This is a genomic window from Rhodobacter sp. 24-YEA-8 (assembly GCF_900105075.1).
Lineage (GTDB): Bacteria > Pseudomonadota > Alphaproteobacteria > Rhodobacterales > Rhodobacteraceae > Pseudogemmobacter.
In genome coordinates this window covers 1,560,891-1,587,007 of sequence record NZ_FNSK01000001.1, presented here as the reverse complement: position 1 = coordinate 1,587,007, position 26,117 = coordinate 1,560,891, and the positions used below count along the sequence as shown (strand labels likewise).

The 26,117-nt window shown below is 63.3% G+C and carries 20 protein-coding genes; 11 read left to right on the top strand and 9 right to left on the bottom strand.

The genetic code is table 11. The features are described 5' to 3' along the window. The first annotated feature begins 32 nt into the window (after nucleotides 1-32). The 7 genes from BLW25_RS07825 (at nucleotide 33) to BLW25_RS07795 (ending at nucleotide 9,185) form a co-directional block, all read left to right on the top strand. Entirely contained in the window at nucleotides 33-2,387 is a 2,355-nt protein-coding gene (locus tag BLW25_RS07825) for a sensor histidine kinase NtrY-like (protein WP_092901730.1), read from the top strand. A 1-nt stretch (nucleotide 2,388) separates the two neighbouring features. After that, entirely contained in the window at nucleotides 2,389-3,804 is a 1,416-nt protein-coding gene (locus BLW25_RS07820) for a nitrogen assimilation response regulator NtrX (protein WP_092901727.1), read from the top strand. 98 nt (nucleotides 3,805-3,902) lie between these two features. Next, the gene (gene trkA, locus BLW25_RS07815; RefSeq protein ID WP_092897910.1) at nucleotides 3,903-5,279 is read left to right on the top strand and encodes a Trk system potassium transporter TrkA; all 1,377 of its coding nucleotides are present in this window, start codon (nucleotides 3,903-3,905) and stop codon (nucleotides 5,277-5,279) included. Continuing rightward, the gene (locus tag BLW25_RS07810; protein ID WP_143040470.1) at nucleotides 5,279-6,862 is read left to right on the top strand and encodes a potassium transporter TrkG; all 1,584 of its coding nucleotides are present in this window, start codon (nucleotides 5,279-5,281) and stop codon (nucleotides 6,860-6,862) included. The genes trkA and BLW25_RS07810 overlap by 1 nt, the downstream gene beginning before the upstream one ends. Nucleotides 6,863-7,096: 234 nt before the next feature. After that, nucleotides 7,097-7,330, top strand: a complete 234-nt coding sequence (gene hfq, locus BLW25_RS07805) for an RNA chaperone Hfq (protein ID WP_023664101.1) — start codon at nucleotides 7,097-7,099, stop codon at nucleotides 7,328-7,330. Beyond that, nucleotides 7,327-8,760, top strand: coding sequence for a GTPase HflX (hflX, locus tag BLW25_RS07800; protein WP_394328428.1), 1,434 nt, complete (start codon nucleotides 7,327-7,329; stop codon nucleotides 8,758-8,760). The genes hfq and hflX overlap by 4 nt, the downstream gene beginning before the upstream one ends. Continuing rightward, nucleotides 8,745-9,185, top strand: coding sequence for a hypothetical protein (locus BLW25_RS07795; RefSeq protein WP_092897908.1), 441 nt, complete (start codon nucleotides 8,745-8,747; stop codon nucleotides 9,183-9,185). The genes hflX and BLW25_RS07795 overlap by 16 nt, the downstream gene beginning before the upstream one ends. A gap of 72 nt (nucleotides 9,186-9,257) precedes the next feature. Here BLW25_RS07795 and BLW25_RS07790 read toward each other — a convergent pair whose 3' ends face one another. Further along, nucleotides 9,258-11,729 (bottom strand): penicillin acylase family protein, encoded by a 2,472-nt coding sequence (locus tag BLW25_RS07790; RefSeq protein ID WP_092897906.1) that lies wholly within the window; start codon nucleotides 11,727-11,729, stop codon nucleotides 9,258-9,260. A gap of 84 nt (nucleotides 11,730-11,813) precedes the next feature. Here BLW25_RS07790 and BLW25_RS07785 point away from each other — a divergent pair, with 84 nt between their 5' ends. Continuing rightward, nucleotides 11,814-12,680 carry an NAD(P)-dependent oxidoreductase gene (locus tag BLW25_RS07785; protein WP_092897904.1) on the top strand — a complete coding sequence of 289 codons (867 nt, stop codon included), beginning with the start codon at nucleotides 11,814-11,816 and terminating at the stop codon, nucleotides 12,678-12,680. Here the strand turns inward: BLW25_RS07785 and BLW25_RS07780 are convergent. The 3 genes from BLW25_RS07780 to hemB form a co-directional block, all read right to left on the bottom strand. Then, entirely contained in the window at nucleotides 12,651-13,250 is a 600-nt protein-coding gene (locus tag BLW25_RS07780) for a DedA family protein (protein WP_092897902.1), read from the bottom strand. The genes BLW25_RS07785 and BLW25_RS07780 overlap by 30 nt on opposite strands. A 6-nt stretch (nucleotides 13,251-13,256) precedes the next feature. Continuing rightward, complete coding sequence (locus tag BLW25_RS07775; protein WP_092901718.1) at nucleotides 13,257-13,814, bottom strand: lipid-binding SYLF domain-containing protein; 558 nt, start codon at nucleotides 13,812-13,814, stop codon at nucleotides 13,257-13,259. 156 nt (nucleotides 13,815-13,970) lie between these two features. Beyond that, nucleotides 13,971-14,969 (bottom strand): porphobilinogen synthase, encoded by a 999-nt coding sequence (gene hemB / locus BLW25_RS07770; RefSeq protein ID WP_092897900.1) that lies wholly within the window; start codon nucleotides 14,967-14,969, stop codon nucleotides 13,971-13,973. A gap of 174 nt (nucleotides 14,970-15,143) precedes the next feature. Here hemB and BLW25_RS07765 point away from each other — a divergent pair, with 174 nt between their 5' ends. Next, nucleotides 15,144-15,668 (top strand): component of SufBCD complex, encoded by a 525-nt coding sequence (locus BLW25_RS07765; protein WP_092897898.1) that lies wholly within the window; start codon nucleotides 15,144-15,146, stop codon nucleotides 15,666-15,668. 26 nt (nucleotides 15,669-15,694) lie between these two features. Further along, nucleotides 15,695-19,144 carry a transcription-repair coupling factor gene (gene mfd, locus BLW25_RS07760; protein ID WP_092897896.1) on the top strand — a complete coding sequence of 1,150 codons (3,450 nt, stop codon included), beginning with the start codon at nucleotides 15,695-15,697 and terminating at the stop codon, nucleotides 19,142-19,144. Between the two features lie 74 nt (nucleotides 19,145-19,218). Here the strand turns inward: mfd and BLW25_RS07755 are convergent, their stop codons facing one another. From BLW25_RS07755 to BLW25_RS07735, 5 genes are all read right to left on the bottom strand, one after another. Continuing rightward, nucleotides 19,219-20,451 (bottom strand): multidrug effflux MFS transporter, encoded by a 1,233-nt coding sequence (locus BLW25_RS07755; protein ID WP_092897894.1) that lies wholly within the window; start codon nucleotides 20,449-20,451, stop codon nucleotides 19,219-19,221. After that, entirely contained in the window at nucleotides 20,448-21,107 is a 660-nt protein-coding gene (locus tag BLW25_RS07750) for a DsbA family oxidoreductase (RefSeq protein WP_092897892.1), read from the bottom strand. The genes BLW25_RS07755 and BLW25_RS07750 overlap by 4 nt, the downstream gene beginning before the upstream one ends. Further along, nucleotides 21,104-22,687 (bottom strand): class I adenylate-forming enzyme family protein, encoded by a 1,584-nt coding sequence (locus tag BLW25_RS07745; RefSeq protein WP_253188291.1) that lies wholly within the window; start codon nucleotides 22,685-22,687, stop codon nucleotides 21,104-21,106. Before BLW25_RS07745 ends, BLW25_RS07750 begins: the two co-directional genes overlap by 4 nt. 244 nt (nucleotides 22,688-22,931) lie before the next feature. Beyond that, nucleotides 22,932-23,048: an entericidin EcnA/B family protein gene (locus BLW25_RS07740; RefSeq protein ID WP_092897888.1), complete on the bottom strand. Its 117-nt coding sequence runs from the start codon at nucleotides 23,046-23,048 to the stop codon at nucleotides 22,932-22,934. Nucleotides 23,049-23,127: 79 nt separating this feature from the next. Next, entirely contained in the window at nucleotides 23,128-24,945 is a 1,818-nt protein-coding gene (locus BLW25_RS07735; protein ID WP_394328446.1) for an extracellular solute-binding protein, read from the bottom strand. 342 nt (nucleotides 24,946-25,287) lie between these two features. Between BLW25_RS07735 and BLW25_RS07730 the strand changes: the two genes are divergently transcribed. Next, on the top strand, nucleotides 25,288-26,061 hold the full coding sequence (locus BLW25_RS07730) for a 3-hydroxybutyrate dehydrogenase (RefSeq protein ID WP_092897886.1): 774 nt from the start codon (nucleotides 25,288-25,290) through the stop codon (nucleotides 26,059-26,061). The last annotated feature ends 56 nt before the right edge of the window (nucleotides 26,062-26,117 follow it).

Sequence of the window (26,117 nt, the reverse complement as noted above, 5' to 3'; positions counted from 1 at the left end):
CACAAGGGCCTGTCCACAAGATGTTGAAGGTGATGGCGGGATTTGAATCCGGTCGGGTTGTGAAGCGCGATGTCTGGCAAAGGGTTTCGCGCCTGCGCCGGCAGCGGCGGATTCAGACTGCCTTCACTCTGGGGCTGGTCTTCCTTGGGCCGGTGCTGGTGGTCGCGACCTTCCTCCTGCTCGGGCCGATGAACCACAGCGGCAACTCGCCGGCTTTGCGGCTGATCCTGCTTGCCGACCTGGTCTATGTGCTGCTGATCGCGGCGCTGGTGCTGGCGCGGGTGATGCGAATGGTGGCCGATCGTCGCCGCCGTTCGGCCGGGTCGAACCTGCATATGCGGCTGACCGCCGTTTTCGCCGGCATGGCGCTGGTGCCGACCATCCTCGTCGCGGTCTTCGCGGTGCTTTCGGTCAATCTTGGCCTGGAGGGCTGGTTTTCAGAGCGCGTCCGTTCGGTGGTGGGCGCATCGCTTGCGGCGGCCCAGGCCTATGAGGGGGAACAAAGCGCGAGCCTTGCGCAGGATGCGATAGCGCTGGCGGTCTATCTGAATGCCGCGCGCGAACAAAGCGTGATGCTGCGCGATGACCAGCTGCGTCCGCTTTTGGCCAAGGGGCAGGAACAGATCCAGCGCGGGCTCAAAGAAGCCTATCTGGTCGATGGCACAGGTCAGCTGAAGACGCGGGGTGAAAGCTCTTATCTCTTTGACTTTGAAGTCATTTCTTCTGAGGATCTGCAAAAGAGCCAGGCCGGTGGTGTCGTGCTGATCCGCGACTGGCAGAATAATGAATTCCGCGCGCTGGTGCGGCTGCCGGCCTATGCTGACCGCTATCTCTATGTCTCGCGCGCAGTGGACGGGCGGCTCCTGTCATTGCTGGACGAGACGACCGAGACCGTGAAGCTTTACAACCAGCTGGAAGCGGATCGCGGCAAGCTTTTGCTGAATTTCGGTTTCATCTATCTGGGCTTTGCGCTGATCCTGATTCTTGCTGCGATCTGGCTGGGCCTGTGGTTCGCCGAACGGCTGTCGCGCCCGGTGGGGCGGCTGACCGGCGCTGCGCAGAGGGTCGGCGAAGGCGATCTTGACGTGCAGGTGACCGAAGAACAGGGCGATGACGAGATCGCCATGCTGGGGCGCATCTTCAACCGCATGACCCGGCAGCTGAAGGGCCAGCGGCTTGCGCTTGAGGCCAGCCATGCCGAGACCGAGGAACGCCGGCGGATGTTCGATTCCGTGCTGTCGAATGTGACGGCGGGAGTGATTGGCCTTGGCGGTGACGGGCGGGTGGATTTCATCAACCGCGCGGCTTTGCGGGTGCTGGATCTGGGCGATGAGGTGGAAGACCGGCGTCTGGACGAGATCGTGCCCGAATTCGCCGGCTTGTTCGAAACGCTCCAGGCCAGTTCCGGCCAGGTTGCGCAGGAGGAAATCCGCGTTACCCGGCGCGGTCAGATCGAGAGCCTGCTGGTCAGAATGGGCGAACGGCGCTCGGACAGTGGCGAGGCCGAAGGCTATGTGGTGGCCTTTGACGATGTGACCGACCTTGTCTCGGCGCAGCGTATGGCGGCCTGGGGCGATGTCGCGCGCCGCATCGCGCATGAGATCAAGAACCCGCTGACGCCCATTCAGCTTTCGGCGGAACGGGTGAAGCGCAAATTCTCGAAACAGGTGCAGGATGTCGAGGAACTGGCGAGCCTGACGGATGTTATTGTTCGGCAAACCAATGACTTGCGCCGCATTGTTGATGAGTTTTCCAAATTCGCCCGTATGCCTGAACCGGACCGGCGCGAGACCGATCTGCTGGCAATCCTGCGTGATGCAGTGACCTTGCAGCGTGCGGGTCAGCCGGGCGTTGCTTTCACTGCCGGGATCCCGGATGGCCAGCTCCTGATGGATCTGGACGCGACCATGATCAGCCAGGCCCTGACAAATCTGATCAAGAACGCCGGAGAAGCTACTGAATCCCATATTGAAAATGGGGCAGGCGAAGGATACCGTCCGCAGATCCGCGTTACCCTTGTCAGGGATGAGGCGGAAAGCGTAATCCGCATCATGGACAATGGCACTGGCCTGCCGGAAGACCGGGCGCGGCTGTTTGAGCCCTATGTCACGACGCGCGCCAAGGGGACGGGCCTTGGCCTGCCGATCGTGCGCAAGATCATCGAGGAACATGGCGGCACGCTGACCCTCACCGATGCGCCGGTCTTCGAGGGAGAGACCCATACCGGCGCCATGGCCGAGATCAGGCTCCCGCGTCTGAACCGGCGCAGGATGGGACGTAACATGGCACCGCAAGGCACTGCTGCGGCTGAGAAAACGGATAACAACTCCCGTAACGGGGTGGCTTTTGCCCCTGGCAACGGGCCCGGGAACGGGAATGGAGGCTGAGATGAGCATTCTGATCGTCGATGACGAAAAGGACATTCGCGAACTGATCGGCGATATCCTGAAAGACGAAGGTTACGCGATACGCCTCGCCGGGAATTCCGAGGATTGTATCAACGAAATCAATTCAGAGGCGCCCGATCTTATGGTGCTCGACATCTGGCTGAAAGACAGCCGGATGGATGGGATCGACATTCTTAAAACCGTCAAACGCGATAACCCGGATGTACCGGTGATCATTATCTCGGGTCACGGCAATATCGAGATTGCGGTCGCGGCGATCAAACAGGGTGCTTACGATTTCATCGAAAAACCCTTTAATATCGATCAGTTGGTACTGGTTGTTGCACGTGCGATGGAGACATCAAGGCTCCGCCGTGAGAACAGCGAGCTCAAGCGCCGCGATGTGACCTCGACCGAGATGATCGGGTCGAGCCCCGCGTTCAAAGGGCTGCGTGCCCAGCTCGACAAGGTGACGAAATCGAATGGCCGCGTGATGCTGACCGGGCAGCCGGGATCGGGCAAGGAACTGGCGGCGCGCTATATCCATCTGAATTCGAACCGCGCCTCCGCGCCCTTCATCACCGTGTCTTCGGCGACCATCGAGCCGGAGCGGATGGAGGAGGTGCTTTTCGGGCGCGAGACGCCGGAACGCGGCATCGAGCCGGGTCTTCTGGAACAGGCGCATGGCGGTGTGGTCTATTTTGACGAGGTCGGCGACATGCCGACTGGCACGCAGTCAAAGATCCTTCGCGTGCTGACCGAGCAGCAATTCAACCGCGCCGGCGGCAGCGACAAGGTGCGGGTCGATCTGCGGGTCATATCCTCGACCTCCCGCGATCTGCCGGGGGAAATCCGCGCCGGGCGTTTCCGCCAGGAGCTGTTTGACCGCCTTAACGTGGTGCCGATTCCGGTGCCTTCGCTGGCCGACCGTCGCGATGACATTCCCGAACTCGCCCGCCATTTCGTGGCCTGGTTCCATCGCAGCCAGGGCCTGCCTTTGCGCCCGATCAGCCCGGATGCCGAGGCGATGCTGCAGACCATGTCCTGGCCGGGCAATATCCGTCAGCTGCGGAATATGATCGAACGTGTACTGATCCTCGGAGAGGGCACCGACGAGATCGAGGCGCGTGAGCTGCCCGGGGCCGAAGGGGCCAGCGGTGCCGGTGAGACGATGGTGCTGGGCGGCGCGGTGGCGACGCTGCCGCTGCGCGAGGCGCGCGAGCTTTTCGAACGCGAATATCTTCTGACCCAGATCAACCGCTTCGGCGGCAATATCTCGCGGACGGCGAATTTCGTCGGCATGGAGCGTTCGGCGCTGCACCGGAAGCTGAAAAGCCTCGGCGTGGTGACCTCGTCGAAATCCGGCACCCGCAGCGCCTATTTCGACGACGAATTCCAGGAGGGCGAGGCGGGCTGAGCACGGCCCGGGCGCCATTGCCGGCGGGGGAATTGACCTTTCGCCAGGGCTTTGCGAAACAGGAAGAATGACGGCGGGCGAGGCCAGAGGAGAACCCTATGAAGGTCATCATCTGCGGCGCCGGCCAGGTCGGCTGGCAGATTGCGCGCCAGCTGGCCGGTGAAAAGAACGATGTCACCATCGTCGACACCAATGCCGATCTGATCCGCCGCGCGACCGAAGTTCTGGATGTTCAGGGCGTGGTGGGTTTTGCAAGCCATCCTGACATTCTGGAAAAAGCCGGCGCCCGTGACGCCGATATGGTGATCGCCGCGACCTATTCCGACGAGGTGAATATGGTCACCTGTCAGATCGCCGCTTCGGCCTTTAACGTCACCCGCCGCATCGCGCGGATTCGGGCGCAGAATTACCTCGAGACCGGCTATTCCGATCTCTACAACACCGACCGGCTGGCGATTGACGTGATCATCAGCCCGGAGCTTGAGGTGGCCGAGGCCGCGCTGCAACGGCTTGCCGCGCCCGAGACCTTTGACACCGAGGTCTTTATGTCGGGGCGCGCGCATCTGCTGGGGATCCGCCTTGGGCCGGAATGCCCGGTCCTGAACACGCCGCTCAGGCAGCTCAATGATCTCTTCCCCTCGCTCCGGGCGATCGTGGTGGGGGTACGCCGCAATGAAAAGCTTTTTGCGCCACATCCCGAAGATCAGCTGCTGGAAGACGATCAGATCTATCTTTTCGTCCACACCGAAGATGTCAGCCGCAGCCTCGGGATTTTCGGCAAGCGTGAGCATAAACAGGATAGCATCGTCATTATCGGTGGCGGCAATGTCGGGCTGACGGTCGCGCGGGCGCTGGAGGCGCGGTCGGATCGGGTCCGGGTTCGGATGATCGAGAAGAACCGCCAGATCGCCGAGGCCGCTGCCGATCAGCTGTCGCGCACCATCGTGCTGAATGGTGACGGGATGGATATGGATCTGCTGGCCGAGGCAGGGGTGGACCGGGCCGATGCCGTTCTGGTGGTCACAGATGATGACAAGACCAATCTTCTGGTCTCGGTTCGCGCCAAACAGGCGGGCTGCCCGCTGACCATCGCGCTGGTGAATGACCCGACCATGGCGCCTCTGATGGCGGCGCTGGATCTTGACGCCTGGATCAACCCGCGCGCGACGACGGTCTCGTCGATCCTGCGCCATATCCGTCATGGCCGCGTCCGCGCCGTCTATTCGCTGGGCGATGGCGAGGCCGAGATGATCGAGGCTCAGGTCATGTCGACCTCGCCGATCTCGGGCAAGATGATCCGCGATATCGCATTCCCCGAAGGCGTGCTGGTCGGCGGCGTGATGAAGGGCGACCGGATGCTGAAACCCGAACCCGATACCAGGATCGAGCCGGGTGACGTGGTCGCGGTCTTTGCCCTGGTGAAAGATGTTCCCGAGGTCGAGCGCCTGTTCCAGGTCTCGATTGATTTCTTCTGATGCGGCCGCTGGCAGGGCTCCCGCGGGGTGGCAGACGCCCGCTGTTATGGGATGTGCCGCTTCTGGTGCTGGCTCTGGGCGTGGTCGGGGTCCTGTGCTGGATCCCGGCGGCCCATGCCGCAAGCCTGAGCGATCACCGCACCGCGCAGAGCTTTTTCTATTCCGGGCTGATCCTCGTCGTGCTGACGGTGATGCTGGCCATGGTGACCCGCGACCCAAAGCGCCGCCATTCCGCCCATAGCCAGCTGGCGGCACTGGCCGGAACCTATGCGATTTTGCCCTTTGCTTTCGCGCTGCCTTTGCTTCCGTTGATCCGCGACACCACGCTGCTCAATCTGTGGTTCGAGATGATCTCGTCTTTCACCACCACCGGCGCCACGGGTTATGCGCCCGACCGGCTGCCGGCTTCTGTCCATCTGTGGCGGGGGATGGCGGGCTGGCTGGGCGGCTATTTCGTGCTGATCGCGGCCTGGGCAGTGCTCGCACCTCTGAACCTCGGCGGGGCCGAAGTGATCTCGGGGCAGCTTCCGGGGCAAAAGAGCCAGCTGATCGGGCGCGGCGGCGGGTTGACCGATCCGCGTGAGCGGCTGACCCGCGCGTCTTCAGCGATCCTGCCGGTCTATGCCGGGCTGACCTTCGCGCTGTGGATCATGTTGCTGATCGCGGGCGAAAACGGGCTGATCGCGCTGACCCATGCGATGGGAACCCTGTCGACCAGCGGCATTTCGGCGGGAACGGGACAGGCGGTCCTGTATTCCGGCCTCGCGGGCGAGGTGCTGATCTTCTTTTTCTTCCTGCTGGCGCTCAGCCGGCATCTGATGCCGTTCAACCTGCCGGGCCAGGTGCACGGATCGCTGCGCCAGGACCCCGAGATCCGGCTCGGCCTGATCCTGATTTCGCTTGTGGTCGTCGTTCTGCTGCTCCGCCATCTGGTGGCGGATGCCGGGGCGGGCGGCGAGGAAAGCCTGGCCGCGCTGATCCGCGCCTTCTGGGGGTCTCTCTTTACCGCCGCCTCGTTCCTGACCACCACCGGCTATGAAAGCGTCTGGTGGAGTTCGGCGCGCAACTGGGCGGGGATGGGGTCGCCGGGGCTGATGCTGATGGGGCTTGCGATCATCGGCGGCGGCGTGGCGACGACCGCCGGGGGGGTGACGCTTTTGCGGGTCTGGGCGCTTGGCCTTCAGGGCAAACGCGAGCTCGAGCGCATCATTCACCCCCATTCCATCGGGATCGGTGCCGAGGTGCGCAGGCTTGCCGGGCGCGGCGCCTGGTTCGCCTGGATTTTCTTTATGCTTTTCGCGATATCTGTCGCGCTGATCACTGCCGCGCTGACCCTGTTCGGGCTGCGGTTCACCGAAGCGCTGATCTTCTGCCTTTCGGCGCTGACCACGACCGGTCAGCTTGCCTGGCTTGCCGGGGCCGAGCCCCTGTCCTGGGCGGCGCTGTCTGCCCCGGTGAAGGTGATTCTTGCTTTGACCATGGTGCTTGGCCGTGTCGAGACGCTGGCGCTGATCGCGCTGATCGCACCGGGCAACTGGTCGGGAGGCTGGTCGGCCCCCTGGTCGGGCAAGGCGGGGCGCTGAGAAGTCGTGGCTTTGATGGGCTTTTACGCAACAGTCTGACGCTCACAGGTCACAACCAGGTGGAGATTCTGCATTTCCTCTCTGGAAACCATGCGCAACATTCCTATTATTCGCGCAACCCGGTCGGTTTTTCCGCATCCGGGCGAGGTGGGCTTGATGCGGGTGTTCCGCCGGCCTCACCGGATTTCTCAAACCCGCAAGTGAAGCGGGCCCAGGCGCAAGGCAAAACAAACAATGGCTGGCGATAAACAGAACCTCCAGGACGCCTTCCTGAACCATGTCCGCAAGGCAAAGGTTCCGGTGACGATCTTCCTGATCAACGGGGTCAAACTCCAGGGTGTGATCACCTGGTTCGACAATTTCTGCGTGCTGCTGCGGCGCGACGGTCAATCGCAACTCGTGTATAAACACGCGATTTCGACCATCATGCCCGGTGCGCCCATCAATCTTTATGAAGGCGAAGATTGAGCAATAAGCCCTCCGATCCCGCATCCGATCCCTCTGAGAATTCAGACGGGCCCGAATATCAGGACGCGCCGGGATCTTCCGCTCTGACGGACGATGATGATCTGTTCTCCGACCTGTCCGCGCTGCGGGCAGAGCGGAGCAAATGGCAACTGACCGCGACTGAAAAGACGCGGGCAGTTGTTTTGCATCCCGATATCCGCAGCCGCCAGACCCGCCGTCTTCCCGAACATGGTCTGGCCGAGGCCGTCAGCCTGGCCGCAGCCCTTCCGAATATGGATGTGGCCTGGTCCCAGGTGGTCAAGGTCTCGAAAACCGTGCCCGCAACGCTGTTCGGTCCCGGCAAGGTCGAAGAAATCGGCGAAAGGCTGAAGGCGGAAAAGATCGGCCTTGTCTTTATTGACGGGCCGGTGACGCCGGTGCAGCAACGCAATCTTGAACGCGACTGGAAGGTCAAGCTCCTTGACCGGACCTCGCTGATTCTCGAGATTTTCGCCGACCGCGCCCGCACCCGCGAAGGTGTGTTGCAGGTGGAACTGGCGGCGCTGAACTATCAGCGCACCCGCCTCGTGCGCGCCTGGACCCATCTGGAACGCCAGCGCGGTGGCTTCGGCTTTGTCGGTGGCCCGGGCGAAACGCAGCGCGAAAATGACCGCCGCGCGATTGACGAACAGGCGATCCGGCTGCGGCGTCAGCTGGAAAAGGTCGTCCGTACCCGTGAATTGCACCGCGCCGCCCGCGCCAAGGTGCCGTTCCCGATCGTGGCGCTGGTCGGCTATACCAATGCTGGCAAATCGACCTTGTTCAATCGGGTGACCGGGGCCGAAGTGCTGGCGAAAGACATGCTTTTCGCCACGCTCGACCCGACGATGCGCGCGCTGGAGATCCCCGGAGCCCTTGGCGGCAGCCGCCGTGTGATCCTCTCGGATACGGTGGGTTTCATCTCGGATCTGCCGACACAGCTGGTTGCCGCCTTCCGCGCCACGCTGGAGGAGGTGCTCTCTGCCGATCTGATCCTGCATGTCCGCGACATCTCGCATCCCGAAACCGCCGAACAGGCCGCCGATGTCGAAGAGATCCTGACCTCGCTTGGCGTGCCGCCAGAGACGCCGAAATTCGAGATCTGGAACAAGCTCGATCTCGTCGATCCGAGCGCCCGTGAGGCGCTTGCGGCCCAGGCTGCGACCCGCCCCGATACATTCGTGATCTCGGCGCTCACAGGTGAGGGGGTTCCCGATCTTCTGACCGCCATTTCCGCCAGTTTCGAGGCCGAGCGCCGCGAGGAAGCGCTGGCGCTTGGCTTCAGCGAGGGCCGCAAACGCGCCTGGCTGCATCAGACCGGTGTCGTGGTCCGCGAGGATCAGACCGATGAAGGCTGGCAGATCACAGTGCAATGGACCGAAAGGCAGGCGCAGGAATGGGCACGGCTCTGACCAGGCTCGGACGGGCCCTCGCGGCGGGCCTCATCGGCACGGCCCTCGCGACCGGCCTGCATTTCATGATCCTGACCTCTGGCGCGGCGCGGGGCCTGATCGGTTCGGGGCAGGGACTGCCGCAAACGCCCGGCCTGCCGCTGACGGCGGGCGGGCTCGTGCTTGAATGCCTGATCGCGGCCCTGCCGGTTCTGCCGGTTGTTGCGCTCACCGTCTTTGGCGGACGCGTCCTGATGAGCCTTGGCTTTCTCGCCGCCTGGGCCTGGGGCGGTAATCGCCTCGGCACATTCTTTACGGCTGTAAGCGGCGGCACCTTCGGCTGGGGGGACGGCTTCGCGCTGTTTTACAGCACCGGCATGTTCACGATGATCGCCGCGCTGACCGCCGCCTTCGTGCTCTGGATCCTTGCGCCACACCCGCGCTGAGGCGCGCCGCGCCCCTTCCGCCTGCCCGAATTATGCCCCGCCGGATCAGTTGTCCGGCGAGGGATCGGTGCCTCATTCCGCCGCAGAGGCCGGGGTCAGCAGCATCACCCCCGCCGCCGCCGCATGGGCGAGGTCCGGGTCCAGCGACATCGGGATATATTCGCCGCGCCGCCACAATTCGCCCAGATCGTCATAATGGCGCGACAGCGGGTGCCCCGACTGTCCGGTTGCCGTGATGAAGATCGAGCTGTCAGGGTCGGCGAAATCATAGACCCCACGATAGCCGGCGCCATGGACGTTCAGATAGGGTTCCGGCCCCGATCCCTTGGTCACACCGCGCATCAGCGTGTCATCGCCGCCGGATGTCGACTGGCGGATATTCACGAACCACCTGACAAAGGGAATATTTCCCAGCACCGGATGGTCATGCGTCGCCTGATGCGCATCGCCCCATCGCCAGCTTTCGATATTGCGCCCATAGGTCTCGCTCAGCTCGATCAGCGCCTCGTCCAGCGCCATCCGCGCCATATCGGTGCAGGTCTCGACCGGCGCCGATTGAACGACATCACACCAGACCGCCGCACCATCGATATTGCGATAGACGCGTTCGAGGAAGACCGGGTCGATGCGGCGGAAATTCTGCGCAAGCGGCCCGAGCTCATCGCGGATCAGCCGATCCATCAACACCCTGAGCCAGGCTTCGGCGATCAGCGGTTCGGGCGCATGTTCGCTCATCTCGCCATTCCAGGCCGCCAGCAGCTTGAGCGCGCGCTGGCGGAATTCCTCTGCCGTGCCCGTTTCCGCCGCCCCGCCGGTGAACCACAGATCCGCCCCGATCAGCGGCAGCAACAGCCGCGCCGTCGGGTTCATCGTATCGAGCTGCGCTTCCATAAAGCTTTCGCGGGTATGGACCTCGCGGGTGCGGATCAGCGCGAGCCAGGCCTGGATGCGCTGCGTATCGCCCCAGGTAAAGCTGACATGATTGGGGAAGGGGCGGTCGACCGTCTTATTATTGGTGTTCCCCAGAATGCCCTCGGGCGGGTTCACGAAGCGCGGATTTTCCTCGTAGGGGAAGATCCCCTTGAAGCCGGTGGCTTCGACCCAGCCGGGGGACGGCATCCGACCCTGGCTCGGATGGGCCGCGTCACGGATCGGCATGGCGCCGATCAGCTGCATCGCAATGCCGTCTTTTCCCGCGAGCATCAGGTTCTGCGCCGGTGCGACATAGAGCCGCCCGGCCTCGATCGCATCCGCGACCGTATTGGCCGACATCAGCCGCACGGCGGCCGTCATCGAGGTATCTGCCGGGGAAAGCGCGGTCCAGGACATTACCGCGACATGGCCGGTGGGTGTTACCGATTGCAGGTCATATTGCTTGCCCGAAAGCACCGGGCCATTTCTCGACCAGCGCAGGGTCAGCGTGATCGGCGCGCCGTCCTTGACCCGCACCACGCTCTGGCGGGTGATAAAGCGCTCATATGTGCCATCGGGGAGCAGATATTCTTCCTGGTTGTCCGGGTTCAGCTTTTCGATGACGATGTCCTGGTCATCAAGATAGGCCGTTGTCAGGCCCCAGCCGAGTTCTTCGCTGCGCCCGATCATTACCACCGGAATGCCGGGGATCGTCGCGCCGATCACGCCGCCTTTTTGCAATTCCAGCCGCGCCAGATACCAGATCGTCGGCGCGGTAAAGCCCAGATGCGGATCATTGGCCAGAAGCGCTCCGCCCGCAGCCGAACGTCCCGCCATCGCAGCCCAGGCGTTCGATGCGCCCGAAAGCGCCGGCTCCACCAGAGGCGACAATGGCCCGAGCGCGAAATCGACAGGCTTGTCGCCTGGCTGCACGCCGGGGATAAGGCTCGCGTAGCTGGGCGAGGTGATGCCTTTGGTCGGATCTTCCGGCAGGATATCGGCCAGCCGTTCGGGTGACAGCACCAGGGATGCGCGGGCGCGCAGGACTTCGCTTTGCCCCATACCGGTCAGTTGCAGCGCCATCAGCTTCAGGATCGCGATGGAATCGGCCGGCGCCCAGGCGGCGATCTCGGGGGCAAAAAACCAGAATTCCGGCGCGCCACGCCCGCGCGCGCCCGTGTTCACTTCATTGATCCAGGCGTTCACCCCGGCCGAATAGGCCTCAAGCACCGCCAGCGTCTCGGGATCCTGCGCCTTCACCGATTCCAACGCGAGGCCGTAGAGATCGTAGCGCCGGATCAGCTCATCGACTGCCAGTGTCCGCTCGCCGAAAATTTCCGACAGGCGGCCCTGGGCCGTGCGGCGCAGCATGGTCATCTGCCAGAGCCGGTCCTGGGCATGGGCAAAGCCAAGTGCGAAATAGGTGTCATGATCGTTCTTGCCGAAGATATGCGGCACCGAGTCATTATTCCTGACCACCTCGACCGGGGCCGAGATGCCCTCAAGGGTGAAGCCCTCGTTGTAATCCACCAGCGAGCGCGACAGGAACCAGTAGCCGATCAGAACGGCAAGGCCCGCAAGCAAAAGCAGCCCGGCGGTAATCCGCATCAGCCAGCGAAAGAGGGTGAGCATCCGGCCTGTCCTTGACGTCCTTGGTCCAAAGGGTTCCTAGTCCATCACGAAACCAAGGGCAATTCACGGCGACAGGAGCGGATCATGGCAAAGGTGGCATTTCTCGGGCTGGGGGTGATGGGGTACCCGATGGCCGGGCATCTTGCAGCGCAGGGTCATGAGGTGACGGTGTGGAACCGCACCGGGGCCAAAGCCGCATCCTGGGGGGCAAAGTTCGGCGGCCATGTGGCTCTTACCGCGAAAGAGGCGGCGTCGGGTGCAGAATTCGTCATGGCCTGTGTCGGCAATGACGAGGATCTGCGCGAGGTCTGTCTGGGCGAAGAGGGCGCTTTCGCCGGTATGGGGAAGGGCGCGATCTTTGTCGATCACACCACCGTTTCGGCGAAAGTGACGCGCGAGCTGGCAGAGATCGCGGCGGCGCGCGGCTTTGGTTATGTTGATGCGCCGGTCTCGGGGGGCCAGGCGGGGGCCGAAAATGGTGTGCTTTCGGTCATGTGCGGTGGATCTCAGGCCGATTACGACCGCGCGGCGCCGGTGATCGACGCCTATTCCCGGATCTGCCGCAGGATCGGCGATGCGGGGGCAGGGCAGCTTGCGAAAATGGTCAACCAGATCTGTATCGCAGGGCTGATGCAGGGGCTTTCCGAGGCGCTGGCCTTCGGATCGAAGGCCGGGCTTGACGGCAAAGCCGTGGTCGAGGTGATCTCGCAGGGCGCGGCGAGCAGCTGGCAGATGGTGAACCGGCATCAGACCATGCTGGAGGACCGGTTCGATTTCGGTTTTGCCGTCGACTGGATGCGCAAGGATCTGAACATCTGCCTGGAAACCGCCGAAGAGATCGGCGCAAGCCTGCCGGTGACCGCGCTGGTCGATCAGTTCTACAAGGATGTGCAGCTGATGGGTGGCGGCAGGAATGACACGTCAAGCCTGATCCGCCGCCTGCCGCGCTGAGCGGCGTCGTGCCTTGCGCCGCAGGATCAGATGCAGCGCAAGGCCGACCCCGGCGATCATTATCAGCATCATCCCCAGATGCATCCCGTGGAGGCGCCCCAGCATAAGATAAACCGCGCGCCCGAAATGATAGCCAAGTGCGGTGAACAGCATCGCCCAGATCGCGCAGGACAGCGCATTCAATGCGGTAAAGCGCCGCCATCCCATCGCGGTCTGCGCCAGCAGGACCGGCCCGACGATCCGCGTCCCCGGCACAAAGCGGAAGGCAAGCGTCAGCCCGTCCGGATGGCGCGAGAGCCATTGATGCAGCCAGTTCGCCTTTGCCCTGTCAGCCATCCGGCTCAGCCAGCTGCCGATGCGCCCCTCGCGCGGCATATGCCGGGACAGCAGGAACCAGATCTGATCGGCAAGGAAGGCGCCGGCGAAAGCGGCCAATGCGGTCAGCGCCCAGTGGCTCAGCCCGTGATGGGTGATGACGCCGCCAAGAATGGCGGCGGTTTCGCCTTCGAAAAAGCAGCCCCAGAAGACCGCGACGAGACCCCAGCGGGACAGGAGGCCCTCAAGGGTCATCGCAGATCAGGGAATGATGCGGGTATATTTGACGCCCGCAAGCGTTGCGCCCGCAATCAGCCCCTGCTGGCCGAAGATCAGCGCGATCACCGGGTCGCTTTCGGTGGTGGCCTTGCCGATCGAGGCGCCTTCCTCGGGCGTGGCATAGCGCAGATCCGCCGAGGCGGCCCAGCCGGTTGAGCGGCGGAAATCCTCCAGCGCGTTCGGCGTCATGTAGAACAGCGCATGGGCATATTGCTGCGCGCCGATCTGCAGGCCGACACTGGCCTTGGTCGCGGAATAGTAATCCACCGTCGCGCCCTGGATCCTGAGCGCGCCGCGCCCGAAAGCGCCGCCCCAGACCAGACCGGCCTCGGTCATCAGCGGCATGTAAAGCACGCCATTGGCGCGCGACGCCAGCTCACGCGTGCCGGGGTAACGGCCGAAGAGATAGTTCTGCGTCGCATCCACCCGCGCGTCGATCTGCGCCGCACCATTCGAGCCGACACCATTGCCGCAGGCGGCGGTCAGTAGCGTGGCCGAGCCGGCCCCGGCCAGCATTGCGCGTCTTGTGATCTTTTCCATGGCTCTGCCTTCAATGATTTTTGCCGGCATATCCGGCCGAGGCTCTGCGGCCCCATTCCCGCTGAATCTAACGGCGGATCTGTGACTTGTCATCGGTTATGCGCAATTATCCCCGGTATCGGCGGCATTTCCCGCCGATCCTGCAGGCTCCGGCGGTCAGCCGCGCAAAAGCCGGGCGGCTTCCGGCGCGAAATAGGTCAATACGCCGTCACATCCGGCACGGCGGAACGCCATAAGGCTTTCCAGCATCACTTTTTCGCCATCGATCCAGCCATTCAGCGCCGCCGCCCGGATCATCGCATATTCGCCCGAGACCTGATAGGCGAAGGTCGGCGCTCCAAATGCCTGTTTCACCCGGTGGCAGATGTCGAGATAGGGCATTCCGGGCTTTACCATCACCATATCGGCGCCCTCGGCCAGGTCGCGGGCCACCAGACGGATCGCCTCATCGCCATTGGCCGGATCCATCTGATAGGTCTTCTTGTCACCGACCAGCCGCCCCGATGCGCCCACCGCATCGCGGAACGGGCCGTAAAAGCCGCTCGCGTATTTCGCGGCATAGGACATGATCGAGACATTCCGGTGGCCTGCGGCCTCGAGACCGGTGCGGATCGCGCCGATCCGGCCATCCATCATGTCGGATGGCCCAAGGATATCCGCGCCCGCCTCGGCCTGGGCCAGCGCCATTTTCACCAGCGCCGCGACCGTCTCGTCATTGATGATCTCGCCATCCACGACGAACCCGTCATGCCCGTTGGCATTATAGGGGTCGAGCGCGATATCGGTCATCACCGCCAGATCCGGGATCTCGCGTTTCAGGGCCCGGATCGCGCGATTGGTCAGGTTTTCGGGGTTCCACGCTTCTTCGCAGGTCTCGGTGCGCAGGGCCGCGTCGGTATAGGGAAAGAGACAGATCGCGGGGATCCCGAGCTTTGCGGCCTCTTCTGCGTGCACAAGCAGCCTGTCGAGCGACAGCCGGTTCACCCCGGGCAGCGAATGGATCGGCTCTTCGACACCGGTGCCCTCGCGGATGAAGACCGGCCAGATCAGGTCATTCACAGAAAGCTCATTCTCGCGCGTCAGCGCACGAAGCGCTGGCGTCCGGCGGATGCGGCGGTGGCGGGTGGCGGGGAAATCGGCCTGAATCGGGTGCATATCGGATCCTGCAGGATGGCGGCACGGTCACAGATCGCGCCGGACAGGCTGCCTTGCTTTGTGTCTCTCGTCCTTGGGGCTTGCGGCCCGTGCCCTTGCCTGCCATGGAATGGGGCGGGTCTTCAAGCGAGACCCGTCGGGATCGGCATCGGACAGACGAAGGATTCTTCGCGCTTGGAGCTTTACGGCATTCTCTCTGAAGTGATCGATCTGCGATCCTTCTCTAACCTGTGGTACTGGATTGTCCTGGCGGTGCTGTGGTCTTCGGCCAGTCACTGGGTACTGGGCGTGCCCTATGACCTGATCACGCGCGGGCGCCGTATCGGCGGTCAGGCGCAGCTGGATGTCGAGGCCATGGTCGCGATCAACAGCCGCCGGATGCTGAATGTCACCCGTACCGCTGCCGTTCCATTGTTCTTCGGCGTGGCTTTCTTTTTCACCACGCTCGCGATGCTGGCCTTCTGGTACTGGCTTGAATTCGCCCAGGCGCTGTTCTTGCTGACGGTCTGGCTGGTGCCGGTGGGGTGGATGTCGCTCTGGACCGCGCTCAGGATCGAGGCGGGCGAGAATATCGGCGAGGCGCTCAACCGTCGCCTGATGATCCTGCGCCGCCTGGTGCAGGTTCTGGGGATGTTCGCAATCTTCATCACCTCGCTGTTCGGCATGTGGCGCAACCTGTCCTATACCGTTTTCCACTGACTTCTGATGAGTTTACCTGACCTGCCATGACCACACGTCTGCCGATCATTCTCGGAGGCGCCCCCGAGGGCTATGACGGGCACCTGCTTGCGCGTGAGCTTGAGCGCGGGGCGCCGGTAATTTTTGTTGCGCGCGATGACAAGCGGGCCGAAGCGATGCGGGTCGCGCTCGCGGCTTTCGCGCCGGGCGTGCCGGTCCTGAACTTCCCGGCCTGGGATTGTCTGCCCTATGACCGGGTCTCGCCCAATCCCGAGACATCCGCGCGCCGCATGTCGGTGCTGGCGGCGCTGGCCGATGGCATGGCGGGCGCCTTTGTCCTGATCACCACGCTGAACGCCGCCACGCAGCGGATTCCGGCACGCGAAGTGGTGCGGGCATCTTCGTTCCAGGCGAAGCTTGGCGACCGGGTCGATGAAAAGCGGCTCAGGGATTTTCTGGCCCGGATGGGGTTCACGCCGGTCTCGACCGTGGCCGAAACCGGGGATTACGCGCTCAGGGGCGGTATCGTCGATATCTGGCCGCCCGGGGTTGGCGGACCGGTGCGGCTGGATTTCTTCGGCGATCAGCTTGATGGCATCCGCCGCTTTGACGCGACCAGCCAGCGCACCACGGAAAAGCTGAAATCGGTCGAATTCGCGCCGATGTCCGAGGTGATCCTTGACGAGGCTGCGATCAGCCGGTTCCGGCAGAATTACCGGGTGGAATTCGGCGCCGGTGGCTCGGATGATCCGCTTTACGAGGCGGTCAGCGCCGGGCGCAAACATCAGGGGATGGAGCATTGGCTGCCCTTCTTCCATGAGCGGCTGGAGACGGTGTTCGACTACCTGCCCGACGCCACCGTGATGCTGGATGACCAGGTTGTCCCGATGCAGCTCGCCCGCTGGGAGGCGGTCGAGGATGCCTATGACGCCCGCACTGACGCGATGGCGGCCCGGGCAAAGATGGACAGCCCCTATAAGCCGGTGCAGCCGCAGGGCCTCTATCTGGATGAGGACGCCTGGAAGGCCACATTGATCAACCGGCGCGAGATCCGGCTGTCGCCGCTGGCACAAAGCCCGGGGCCGTCGGTGCTGGATGCGGGTGGGCGGGCAGGGCGAAGCTTCGCCCCCGAACGCCAGCAGGAAAGCATCAATCTGTTCGAGGCACTGGCCGATCACATTCGCGCGCTTCGCGGTGATCGCCATGTCGTGCTGGCCTCCTGGTCGGAAGGCGCGCTGGAACGTCTGCGCGGGCTTTTGTCGGATCAGAAGATCGCGACCGAAACGATCCGGGATCTGCGCGCCATCGAAAAGCCGCCCGCAAAAGGCGCGGGCCATGTGCATCAGATCATATGGGCGCTGGAGGCGGGCTTCACCGCCAGGGGCCTTGCCGTCATCTCGGAACAGGATGTGCTGGGCGACCGGCTGGTCGGGAAACCGGCCCGCAAGCGCAAGGCCGAGAATTTCCTGCGCGAGGTCGACAGCCTTTCCGTGGGCGATCTGGTCGTCCATGTCGAACATGGCGTCGGGCGCTATCTGGGGATCGAGACCATCACCGCGCTTGGCGCGCCCCATGCGATGGTGATGATCGAATATGCCGAAGAGGCAAAGCTTTACCTCCCCGTAGAGAATATCGAACTGCTGTCGCGCTACGGCCATGAAGAGGGGCTGCTGGACCGGCTTGGCGGTGGTGCCTGGCAGGCGAAGAAGGCAAAGCTCAAGGAACGTATCCGTGAGATCGCCGACAAGCTGATGCGGGTCGCGGCAGAGCGGATGCTGCGTTCGGCCCCGATCCTTGAGGCGCCACATTCGGCATGGGAGGCCTTTGCCGCCCGCTTCCCCTGGCCCGAGACCGATGACCAGCTTTCGGCGATTGCCGATGTGGTGGGGGATCTGGAAAAGGGCTCGCCCATGGACCGGCTGATTGTCGGCGATGTGGGCTTTGGCAAGACCGAGGTTGCGATGCGCGCGGCCTTTGTGGCGGCGATGGCGGGGATGCAGGTCGCCGTGATCTGCCCGACCACGCTGCTCGCGCGCCAGCATTACCGCAGTTTCGCCGAACGGTTCCGGGGCTTTCCGCTGAATGTGCGGCCGCTGTCGCGCTTTGTCAGCGCGAAAGAGGCCGCAGAGACCCGCAAGGGTCTCGCAGAGGGCGGCGTCGATATCGTCGTCGGCACCCATGCGCTGCTGGCGAAAGGGGTCTCGCTGAAAAACCTCGGCCTGCTGATCATCGACGAGGAACAGCATTTCGGCGTGTCGCATAAGGAACGCCTGAAAGAGATGCGCTCCGAGGTGCATGTTCTGACGCTGACGGCGACGCCGATTCCGCGCACGCTGCAACTGTCGTTGACCGGGGTGCGCGATCTTTCCATCATCGCAACACCGCCGGTGGACCGCCTGGCGATCCGCACCTATGTCTCTGAATTCGACGCGGTGACGCTGCGCGAGGCGCTGCTGCGCGAACGCTATCGCGGCGGGCAATCCTTCTTCGTGGTGCCGCGTGTTTCCGACATCCCTGAGATCGAGGAATTCCTCAAGGCGCATGTGCCGGAAGTGTCTTACGTCATCGCGCATGGCCAGCTGGCGGCGGGCGATCTCGATGAGCGGATGAACCAGTTCTATGACGGGCGGTTCGATGTGCTGGTGGCGACGACCATCGTTGAATCCGGTCTGGATATCCCGACCGCAAATACGATGATCGTGCATCGCGCCGATATGTTCGGGCTGAGCCAGCTTTATCAGATCCGGGGGCGGGTGGGCCGCTCCAAGACCCGCGCCTATTGTTACCTCACGACGCGGCCCCGGATGATCCTGACACCGCAGGCCTCGAAACGGCTGAAATTGCTCGCGAGTTTCGACAGTCTCGGCGCCGGGTTCAACCTGGCCAGCCACGACCTCGACCTGCGCGGGGCCGGCAATCTGCTGGGTGAGGAACAGTCGGGCCATATCCGTGAGGTCGGCTATGAACTCTATCAGCACATGCTGGAAGAGACGATTGCAAAGCTGAAATCGGGCGAGATTGACGGGTTGGCGGATGTTTCGGACGACTGGTCACCGCAGCTGAACCTCAATGTGCCGGTCATGATTCCGGAAACTTATATTCCCGATCTGGATATCCGGCTGGGGCTTTATCGCCGTCTGTCGGGGCTGAGCTCAAAAGTCGAGCTGGAGGGCTTTGCCGCCGAGCTGATCGACCGGTTCGGCGCGATCCCGAAAGAGGTGAACACGCTCATGCTGATCGTGCGCATCAAGGCGATGGCGAAAAAGGCGGGGATCAACCGGCTGGATGCCGGGCCGAAAGGTGCCACGCTGACCTTCCAGAATGACCGATTTGCCAATCCGGCGGGGCTGGTGGAGTTCCTGAAAGCCCAGGGACCGGCCGCGAAGGTGCAGGGCAATAAGATCGTGCTGCTGGGCGAGATGAAGACCGAAGCCGAGCGGATCCGGGGGGCTTTCGCGATTGCCCGGGATCTTGCGGAAAAGGCGCGCGGTAAGTAACCGCGCGCCTTTTGATTTACGTATTTCCGGCGGAAGCATTTGACCGGGTGGAAATGGCTGACCCCTGCACAGGATCAGCGTTTCGCCAGCCGCATCAGGGCGAGGGCGAGGCCGAGGAAGACCACCGAACCTGCCACCAGCGGCAGATGGCTGCCGGAAAAGCTCTGCGTGACCGGCAACGAGATGATCACCGACAATACGGTCGAGACCCCCGCCATGATCGAGGCGGCAAAGCCTGCGATATGGCCCACCGGCTCCATCGCGAGGGCGTTGAGATTGCCCATCGTCAGGCTCATCATGCAAAAGAGGCTGATGATCCAGACCATGAACAGGGTGAATTCCAGCTCCTGTGGCAGGGCGATCCAGAGCAGCGAGGCCAGCACGAGGACCGAGACCAGCAGAACCCCCGAAAAGGTCAGCGTGATCACGCGGCGCATGCCCACGGTCATCACGAGACGCGCATTCGCAAGTGAGCCCATCGCCGAGAAACCGGCCGCCAGCGCGAACCAGAGCGGGAATTCCGCGCCGCGCTCGAAATGCTGTTCGAAGACCGGCGAGATCGAGGAAAGCAGCGAGACCAGCACCGCCATCACCAGCGCCTGGATCAGGATCGTCACCACCACGACGCGATGCGAGAACATGTCCTTTGCCGAAGCGATCAGACGGGGCATATTCAGCGGGATGCGGTCGCTCACCGGCAGGGTTTCGGGCTGACGCAGGCCAAGCCAGACAAGGCTGACCAGCGAGAATAGCACGAAGACAAGGAAGATCGCGTGCCAGTCGGCAAGATGGATCACGGCCTGACCCATCAGGGGGGCAATGGCCGGGGCGACCATGAAGATCATCATCGCAAAGGACATGATCCGGGCCATTTCGCGGCCGCTATACATGTCGCGCACCATAGCAAGCGAGACCGTGCGCGGGCCGGCAGCGCCGATGCCCTGAACCACACGGGCCACGATCAGCATTTCGAGCGAGCCGGCGAAGTAGCAGACCAGCGAGGCCGCGCAATAGACCGCGCCGCCGATCATCATCACCGGTTTGCGGCCCCAGGCATCAGAGAGCGGGCCCGAGACAAAGGTGCCCAGCCCCATCCCGAGGAAGAAGGCGCCGATGATCAGCATGGCGCGATTGGGCGCCTCGGGAGAGAGGAGCTTGCCGATATCGGTGATCGCGGGCAGCATCGCGTCGATGGACAGCGCGATGGTCGCGAAAAGCATGGCAATCAGCGCGATGAATTCGGGCTGGCTCAGCGCCGGTTTCGCGTGATTGGGGCCCGTAGCGCGCGGGCTGTTCGGAGTTTTCATATTTCGGTCTTTGTTATTTCCTGGATCACATTCCCCCAGAATTCAGGGGGTTGAGCTCCGTTTACGACATATTGCTGTGCGACGAGGAAGGTGGGCACCGCGTTCACACCTTTGCGGCGCGCCTCGCCTTCGCGGGCGATCAGCTCTGATTTATCGGCATCCGACTGCAAAAGCCGGAGCGTCGCCGCCCGGTTCATGCCGGCGCTGGCGGCGATATCAGCCAGCACTTCGGCATCACCGATGTCACGGCCTTCGTCCCAATAGGCCTGGAGGATGAGGGTGACAACCTCATGCTGCACGCCTTCGATCCCGGCCCAGTCGATCAGCCGATGCGCGTCAAGCGTATTGGGAATGCGTGACGGGCGGTCGGGGTCGATCTCTCCCCCGGCGTCACGGGCCACCTGGCGCAGACGTTCATTGACCTCGTTGACCTTTTCCTCGCCCCCGAAACGGGCAGCGAGATAGCTGCGCTTGTCGACGCCTTCGGCGGGGATATCGGGGTTCAGCCGGAACGGGTGCCATTGCAGGCGGAACGGATGCCCGGGTGCGGCGGCAAGCGCACGTTCGAGGTTCTGCATCCCGATATGGCACCAGGGGCAGACGGGGTCGATGAAGATGTCCAGCCTGACGTCAGGCCGGGTTACGTCGATGGTCATGTTGAGGCTTTCCGGCTCGGGGGGGAATGAAAACCCGTCTCCATACACAAGGCCACGAGACGGCGGCGGAGCACTTTGCCGGTCGGACCACGCGGCAATTCCGTCAGCCCGAGGGATGAGAGCGGTATCCATGCGCGCGGGCACTTATAGCGCGCGAGGCGCGCGGCTGCAAAGTCATTTGCGGTGCGATCAGACACAGCCTCGCCTGCGTAAAAACACGCAATGATGCGGGTGCCGCTGCCCGGGGTGGCGCCTGGAGGCTCGATTTCGGCCACGGCCAGTTCGGTGATCCCGGGGAGGCCGGCCAAGGCGATCTCGACTTCGCGCGGGCTGACGCGGATGCCGCCCGCATTCATCATCTCATCGGCGCGGCCCTGATAATGGAAGGCGCCGGCCGCATCGGTTGCGACAAGATCTCCGGTGGTGAACCAGGCCCCTGAGGGGGCAGCGCAGCCCTCATATGACAGCATGAGCCCCGGATCATCGGTTGCGATGGCGAGATGGCCGGTCTCGCCCGGGGCGACCGGCTGGCCCGCATCATCCAGCACTGCGATGCGGCGGCCGGGCTGGGGAAAGCCGCAGCTTCCCGTGGGGGCGGGGCGGGCGGGACTGCCGGAGAGAAAGGTCGAAACCTCGCTCATCCCGAGGGCTTCATGGATGTCGGTTCCGGTCTTCGCCTGCCAGTCGCTGCGCAGGGCGGGGGGCAGTGCTTCACCGGCGCAAAGCGCGTGTCGCAGGCGCGGGAGCGCGGGCAGCGGCCCCCGCAGCAGGCGGCGGAAGATCGCGGGGACCGAGGCGAAGATCGTCGCATCATGGCGTCTGAGCACCAGAGCGAGCTGTTCCGGTGCGATATCCGGCGCAGCAATCAGCGCGGTCGCCCCGACCGTCCAGGGGTCCATCAGACCGGTTCCCATCGTATAGGTCCAGTTGAAGGCGCCCGAATGCAAAAGCCGGTCCTCTTGCCGCAGCCCCTCCCAGCCGTCATGCATCGGCTGGCGGCCGAGAATGGCGCGATGGGCGTGGCGTACCGCCAGCGGCGTGCCGGAAGTGCCTGAGGTGAAAACGATGTAAGCCTCGCGCTCCGCCGGGCCGTAATGCCAGTCGGCGGGGGGCAGGGTCTCGGGCGTGGGTGGCGGGGTCAGGCGGCGCGGCCCGTCGGGGCAGGCGATGCCTTCGCCGGCGATCACCGCCTGAGGGCTGACCTGCGCGGCCATACGGGTGATTTCAGGCCCGGTCAGAAGGGGCGAGGTCGCGACGGGCACGAGCCCAGCCGCCATCGCGCCAAGATAACAAAGCGGATAATCCGGTGTATTCCCCAGCCGCAGGAGCAGCCGGTCACCGGGCTGCAGCCCTTCATCCAGCAGCCAGCCCGCAAGCCCCCGGACCGAGGCGATCAGCTGCGCATAGCTCCAGCGTGTCGCACCCGTCAGGCTCAGAACCGCCAGCGCGACCTTGTCGGGCGTCGTCGCCCCGGCGCGCAGCACATGTTCTGCGAGGTTGAAACGGCTGGGGTCGGTATAGTCCATCATCGAGACGGCCTCCGGTGCAGGATGCGGGGGCAAAGCGGCTGCGTCCGGCATAGTCCGCAGCCCGACCCGGTACAAGCCAGGGCGCGGGCTGTCACAGGCATGGAGGGCTTAGTGTAACCGGAAGAAAATCAGCCCCGAAGTCGTGCCACAGCCCTGTGGCCGACACGCAGTCGGACGGCGCATGAAAGGGGATGGTCCCCGTGGTGTCGGGAAAGTCAGGAAACCGCTCTCCCAAAGGGCGCGGTCGTCGCAGATGCGTTCAGGTCAGAGCCGGAAGCCCTTGACCGAAAGCGCCTCAGAACCAGCCCTGCACGGTGCGCGCGCCGCCCGAGACATCGTCGCCCACGCCCGCAACCGTGTTGCAGCCTGCAAGCCCTGCGACAAGCGCACCAAGAAGAAGAAGTTTTTTCATGATCTTACTGCCTTTCTGCCCAAAGGCCGGACCATCTGCGCGGCCCCGAACCCGATTTTCTGCACGAGAATATAGCCACTCAATCGGCCTGATACCACCATGTATCCGGCTGGAACCCGTTCCAGTCGCCATAGAGTGGGATTTTTGCCGGATAGTGCAGCTCTTTGCGATGCGCGATGCGGGCGCGGTCGGAATACCAGATCGGCATGACATAGCGCCCGGCCGTCATGATTCGGTCCAGCGCCCGGACGGCGGCCTGAAAGTCCTCCGGATTGTCGGCGCGCAACAGGGCCGCGATCATCGCGTCGGCGGCGGGCGAGTTCATCCCCATCCAGTTGCCGCTGCCCGGGGTCGTGACGCCGCCCGAACCCCAATAGAGCACCAGCTCATTCCCCGGCGAAAGCGAGAGCGAGCGAATGTAATGGGTGACCTCGAAATTGTAATCCTTGGTGCGTTCGCGCATCTGCGCGGCGTCGATGATCGAGACCCGCGCCTCGACGCCCAGCTGTTTCAGCGCCTCGACCCAGATCGAGGCCACTGCGATCAGCTCGTCCTGGCCGACGCTCAGAAGGATCTCAAAGCGGAACGGGGTGCCATCGGCATCGCGCAACACGCCCCGGTCATCGACCAGCCAGCCGGCCTCTTCCATAAGCCGCGCCGAGCCCCTGAGCTTGCGGCGGTAATCGCGCTCATCACTGGCAAAGGGCAGCTGGTAGCCTTCCAGCGTCCCGGGCGTGAGGCTCTCGGCAAAGGGCTCCAGCAGCGCGCGCTCAAGCCCTTCGGCCGGGGTGCCGGGGATCATGCCAAGCGGCGAGTTCGAGAAATAGCTTTCGATCCGGGGCTGCACGCCGCCATTGATCACCTGATTGACGAATTCGAAATGGAAGGCCTGGATCAGCGCCTCGCGCACCCGCCAGTCCTGGAACAGCGGGTTGCGGGTATTGAACACGAATCCTTCGATCCCCGAGGGCCGGTGATGCGGGATTTCCGATTTCACCACATCGCCCGCAAGCCGCGCCGGGAAGTCATAGGCGGTCGCCCATTTCGAGGGGTTGGTCTCGCGGAAACTGGTGATGAAGCCGGATTTGAACGCCTCGAAAATCGCCTGAGGATTGGCAAAATACTCATACCGGATCTCGTCAAAGTTCCACTGGCCCCGGTTGAAGGGCAGATCCTTGCCCCACCAGTCGGGATTGCGGCGATAGATGACACTGGTGCCGCGTTCGACTTTTTCGACAAGATAGGGGCCGGAGCCGAGCGGAGGATCAAAGCTGGTCGCGGTGAAATCGCGCCCGTCCCAGCTCGCCTTTTTCAGGATCGGGCGCAGGCCGAGGATCAGCGGCAATTCACGGTCTTCGGTGGTGAAGGTGAACCGCACCTTGCGCGGGCCGGTCTGTTCGGCCCTGGCGATCTTTTTCCAGGCAGTGTGATAGCGCGGCGCGCCTTCGGTCCCGAGCGTCTCGAAAGACCAGAGCACATCCTCGGGGGTCACCGGCGAGCCGTCAGAGAATCGGGCCGCCTCACGAAGGGTAAATTCTGCGTATGTCCGTGCCGAATCTGTCTCAACCGATTCGGCCAGCAGCCCGTAAAGCGAGAAGGGTTCGTCGTAATTCCGCCCCAGCAGCGTCTCGGTCACCAGGGGAGAGACGCTGACAACCGGCTGGCCCGAGGTGATGAAAGGATTAAGGCTGTCAAAGGTGCCGGGAAGCGCAATGGTGATCGCTCCCCCCTTGGGCGCATCGGCGTTGACCTGGGGCAGCGACACAAAATCAGGGGGGAGTGCGGGCTCTCCGTACATAGCTATGCCATGCTTTGGTTCTGCAACTGCAGGGTGCGGCATCAAAGCCGCCATAAGCAGGCCGGCAAGAGCCCCCATAAGAGCCGGGCTGCCGCGCATCGGTCGCAGGGGAGATTCGGTCGACATAGTGGAAACAATCCCTGGGCCGTCATGGTGTATTGGCGCGACCCTAAGCCGAGGGGCCAGGGTTTTCAAACTTTTAGCTTGGCCATCGGCGCAGAGAGGACTATATAAGACTCACTGCTCGATAGGTTTCTTGCCTGTATGAAACCTGCCTCAACGACTTAACGCCGGCCTAGCGCCGGCGTTTTTTTTGGCCCAAAGGCCATATGTGATGCAAGAGCGGGCAGCCTGAGAACACCATAGATTTACCAATCCTTGCTGGAATTCCCGGGTTCAGACGCTAGAGTTCCTTGCAGGTGCAGCATGGAGTATCGGGTCATGGATCTGAGGGAAAAACGCGCGGTGATCACCGGTTCGAATTCGGGAATCGGTCTCGGAATCGCTGAGGAACTTGCGAAGGCGGGAGCCGAAATTATCCTCAACAGCTTCACCGATCGCGCGGAAGATCACGATCTCGCGAAGAGTTTCACCGAAAGATTCGGGGTGAAGGCGCGCTATATCCAGGCCGATCTTTCCTCGGGCGCGCAGGCGCGGGCGCTGGTGGAACAGGCAGGCGGCTGCGATATCCTTGTCAACAATGCGGGCATCCAGCATGTGGCCCCGATCGATGAGTTTCCGGTCGAGACCTGGGACCGGATCATCGCGATCAATATGAACTCGGCCTTCCACACAACGGCGGTGGCGCTGCCGGGGATGAGGGCAAAGGGCTGGGGCAGGGTGGTCAATATCGCTTCGGCGCATGGGCTGACGGCAAGCCCGTTCAAATCGGCCTATGTCACCGCGAAACATGGGGTGGTGGGCATGACAAAGACCGTCGGGCTGGAGACCGCGGGGCAGGGAATCACCTGTAACGCGGTCTGCCCGGGCTATGTCCTGACGCCGCTGATCGAGGCGCAGATCCCCGACCAGATGAAAGTTCATGATATGGATCGCGACACCGTGATCCGTGAGGTGATGCTGGAACGCCAGCCCTCGCGCCAGTTCGTGACCACGGAACAGATCGGCGGCACCGTGGTCTGGCTGTGTTCGGATTATGCGTCCCAGGTGACCGGGACGACGATCTCGGTCGATGGAGGCTGGACCGCGCTTTAGGGCGTTACGACAGCACCATGCGGGGCGCGCCCCGGATCCTGTACAGGATCCGGACC

What these genes read in the sequence shown, in the direction of transcription:
- BLW25_RS07825 (WP_092901730.1), top strand. Translation starts at nt 33, where the DNA reads ATGGCGGGATTTGAATCCGGTCGGGTTGTGAAGCGCGATGTCTGGCAA.
- BLW25_RS07820 (WP_092901727.1), top strand. Translation starts at nt 2,389, where the DNA reads ATGAGCATTCTGATCGTCGATGACGAAAAGGACATTCGCGAACTGATC.
- trkA (WP_092897910.1), top strand. Translation starts at nt 3,903, where the DNA reads ATGAAGGTCATCATCTGCGGCGCCGGCCAGGTCGGCTGGCAGATTGCG.
- BLW25_RS07810 (WP_143040470.1), top strand. Translation starts at nt 5,279, where the DNA reads ATGCGGCCGCTGGCAGGGCTCCCGCGGGGTGGCAGACGCCCGCTGTTA.
- hfq (WP_023664101.1), top strand. Translation starts at nt 7,097, where the DNA reads ATGGCTGGCGATAAACAGAACCTCCAGGACGCCTTCCTGAACCATGTC.
- BLW25_RS07795 (WP_092897908.1), top strand. Translation starts at nt 8,745, where the DNA reads ATGGGCACGGCTCTGACCAGGCTCGGACGGGCCCTCGCGGCGGGCCTC.
- BLW25_RS07790 (WP_092897906.1), bottom strand. Translation starts at nt 11,729, where the DNA reads ATGCTCACCCTCTTTCGCTGGCTGATGCGGATTACCGCCGGGCTGCTT.
- BLW25_RS07785 (WP_092897904.1), top strand. Translation starts at nt 11,814, where the DNA reads ATGGCAAAGGTGGCATTTCTCGGGCTGGGGGTGATGGGGTACCCGATG.
- BLW25_RS07780 (WP_092897902.1), bottom strand. Translation starts at nt 13,250, where the DNA reads ATGACCCTTGAGGGCCTCCTGTCCCGCTGGGGTCTCGTCGCGGTCTTC.
- BLW25_RS07775 (WP_092901718.1), bottom strand. Translation starts at nt 13,814, where the DNA reads ATGGAAAAGATCACAAGACGCGCAATGCTGGCCGGGGCCGGCTCGGCC.
- hemB (WP_092897900.1), bottom strand. Translation starts at nt 14,969, where the DNA reads ATGCACCCGATTCAGGCCGATTTCCCCGCCACCCGCCACCGCCGCATC.
- mfd (WP_092897896.1), top strand. Translation starts at nt 15,695, where the DNA reads ATGACCACACGTCTGCCGATCATTCTCGGAGGCGCCCCCGAGGGCTAT.
- BLW25_RS07755 (WP_092897894.1), bottom strand. Translation starts at nt 20,451, where the DNA reads ATGAAAACTCCGAACAGCCCGCGCGCTACGGGCCCCAATCACGCGAAA.
- BLW25_RS07750 (WP_092897892.1), bottom strand. Translation starts at nt 21,107, where the DNA reads ATGACCATCGACGTAACCCGGCCTGACGTCAGGCTGGACATCTTCATC.
- BLW25_RS07745 (WP_253188291.1), bottom strand. Translation starts at nt 22,687, where the DNA reads ATGCCGGACGCAGCCGCTTTGCCCCCGCATCCTGCACCGGAGGCCGTC.
- BLW25_RS07740 (WP_092897888.1), bottom strand. Translation starts at nt 23,048, where the DNA reads ATGAAAAAACTTCTTCTTCTTGGTGCGCTTGTCGCAGGGCTTGCAGGC.
- BLW25_RS07735 (WP_394328446.1), bottom strand. Translation starts at nt 24,945, where the DNA reads ATGCGCGGCAGCCCGGCTCTTATGGGGGCTCTTGCCGGCCTGCTTATG.
- BLW25_RS07730 (WP_092897886.1), top strand. Translation starts at nt 25,288, where the DNA reads ATGGATCTGAGGGAAAAACGCGCGGTGATCACCGGTTCGAATTCGGGA.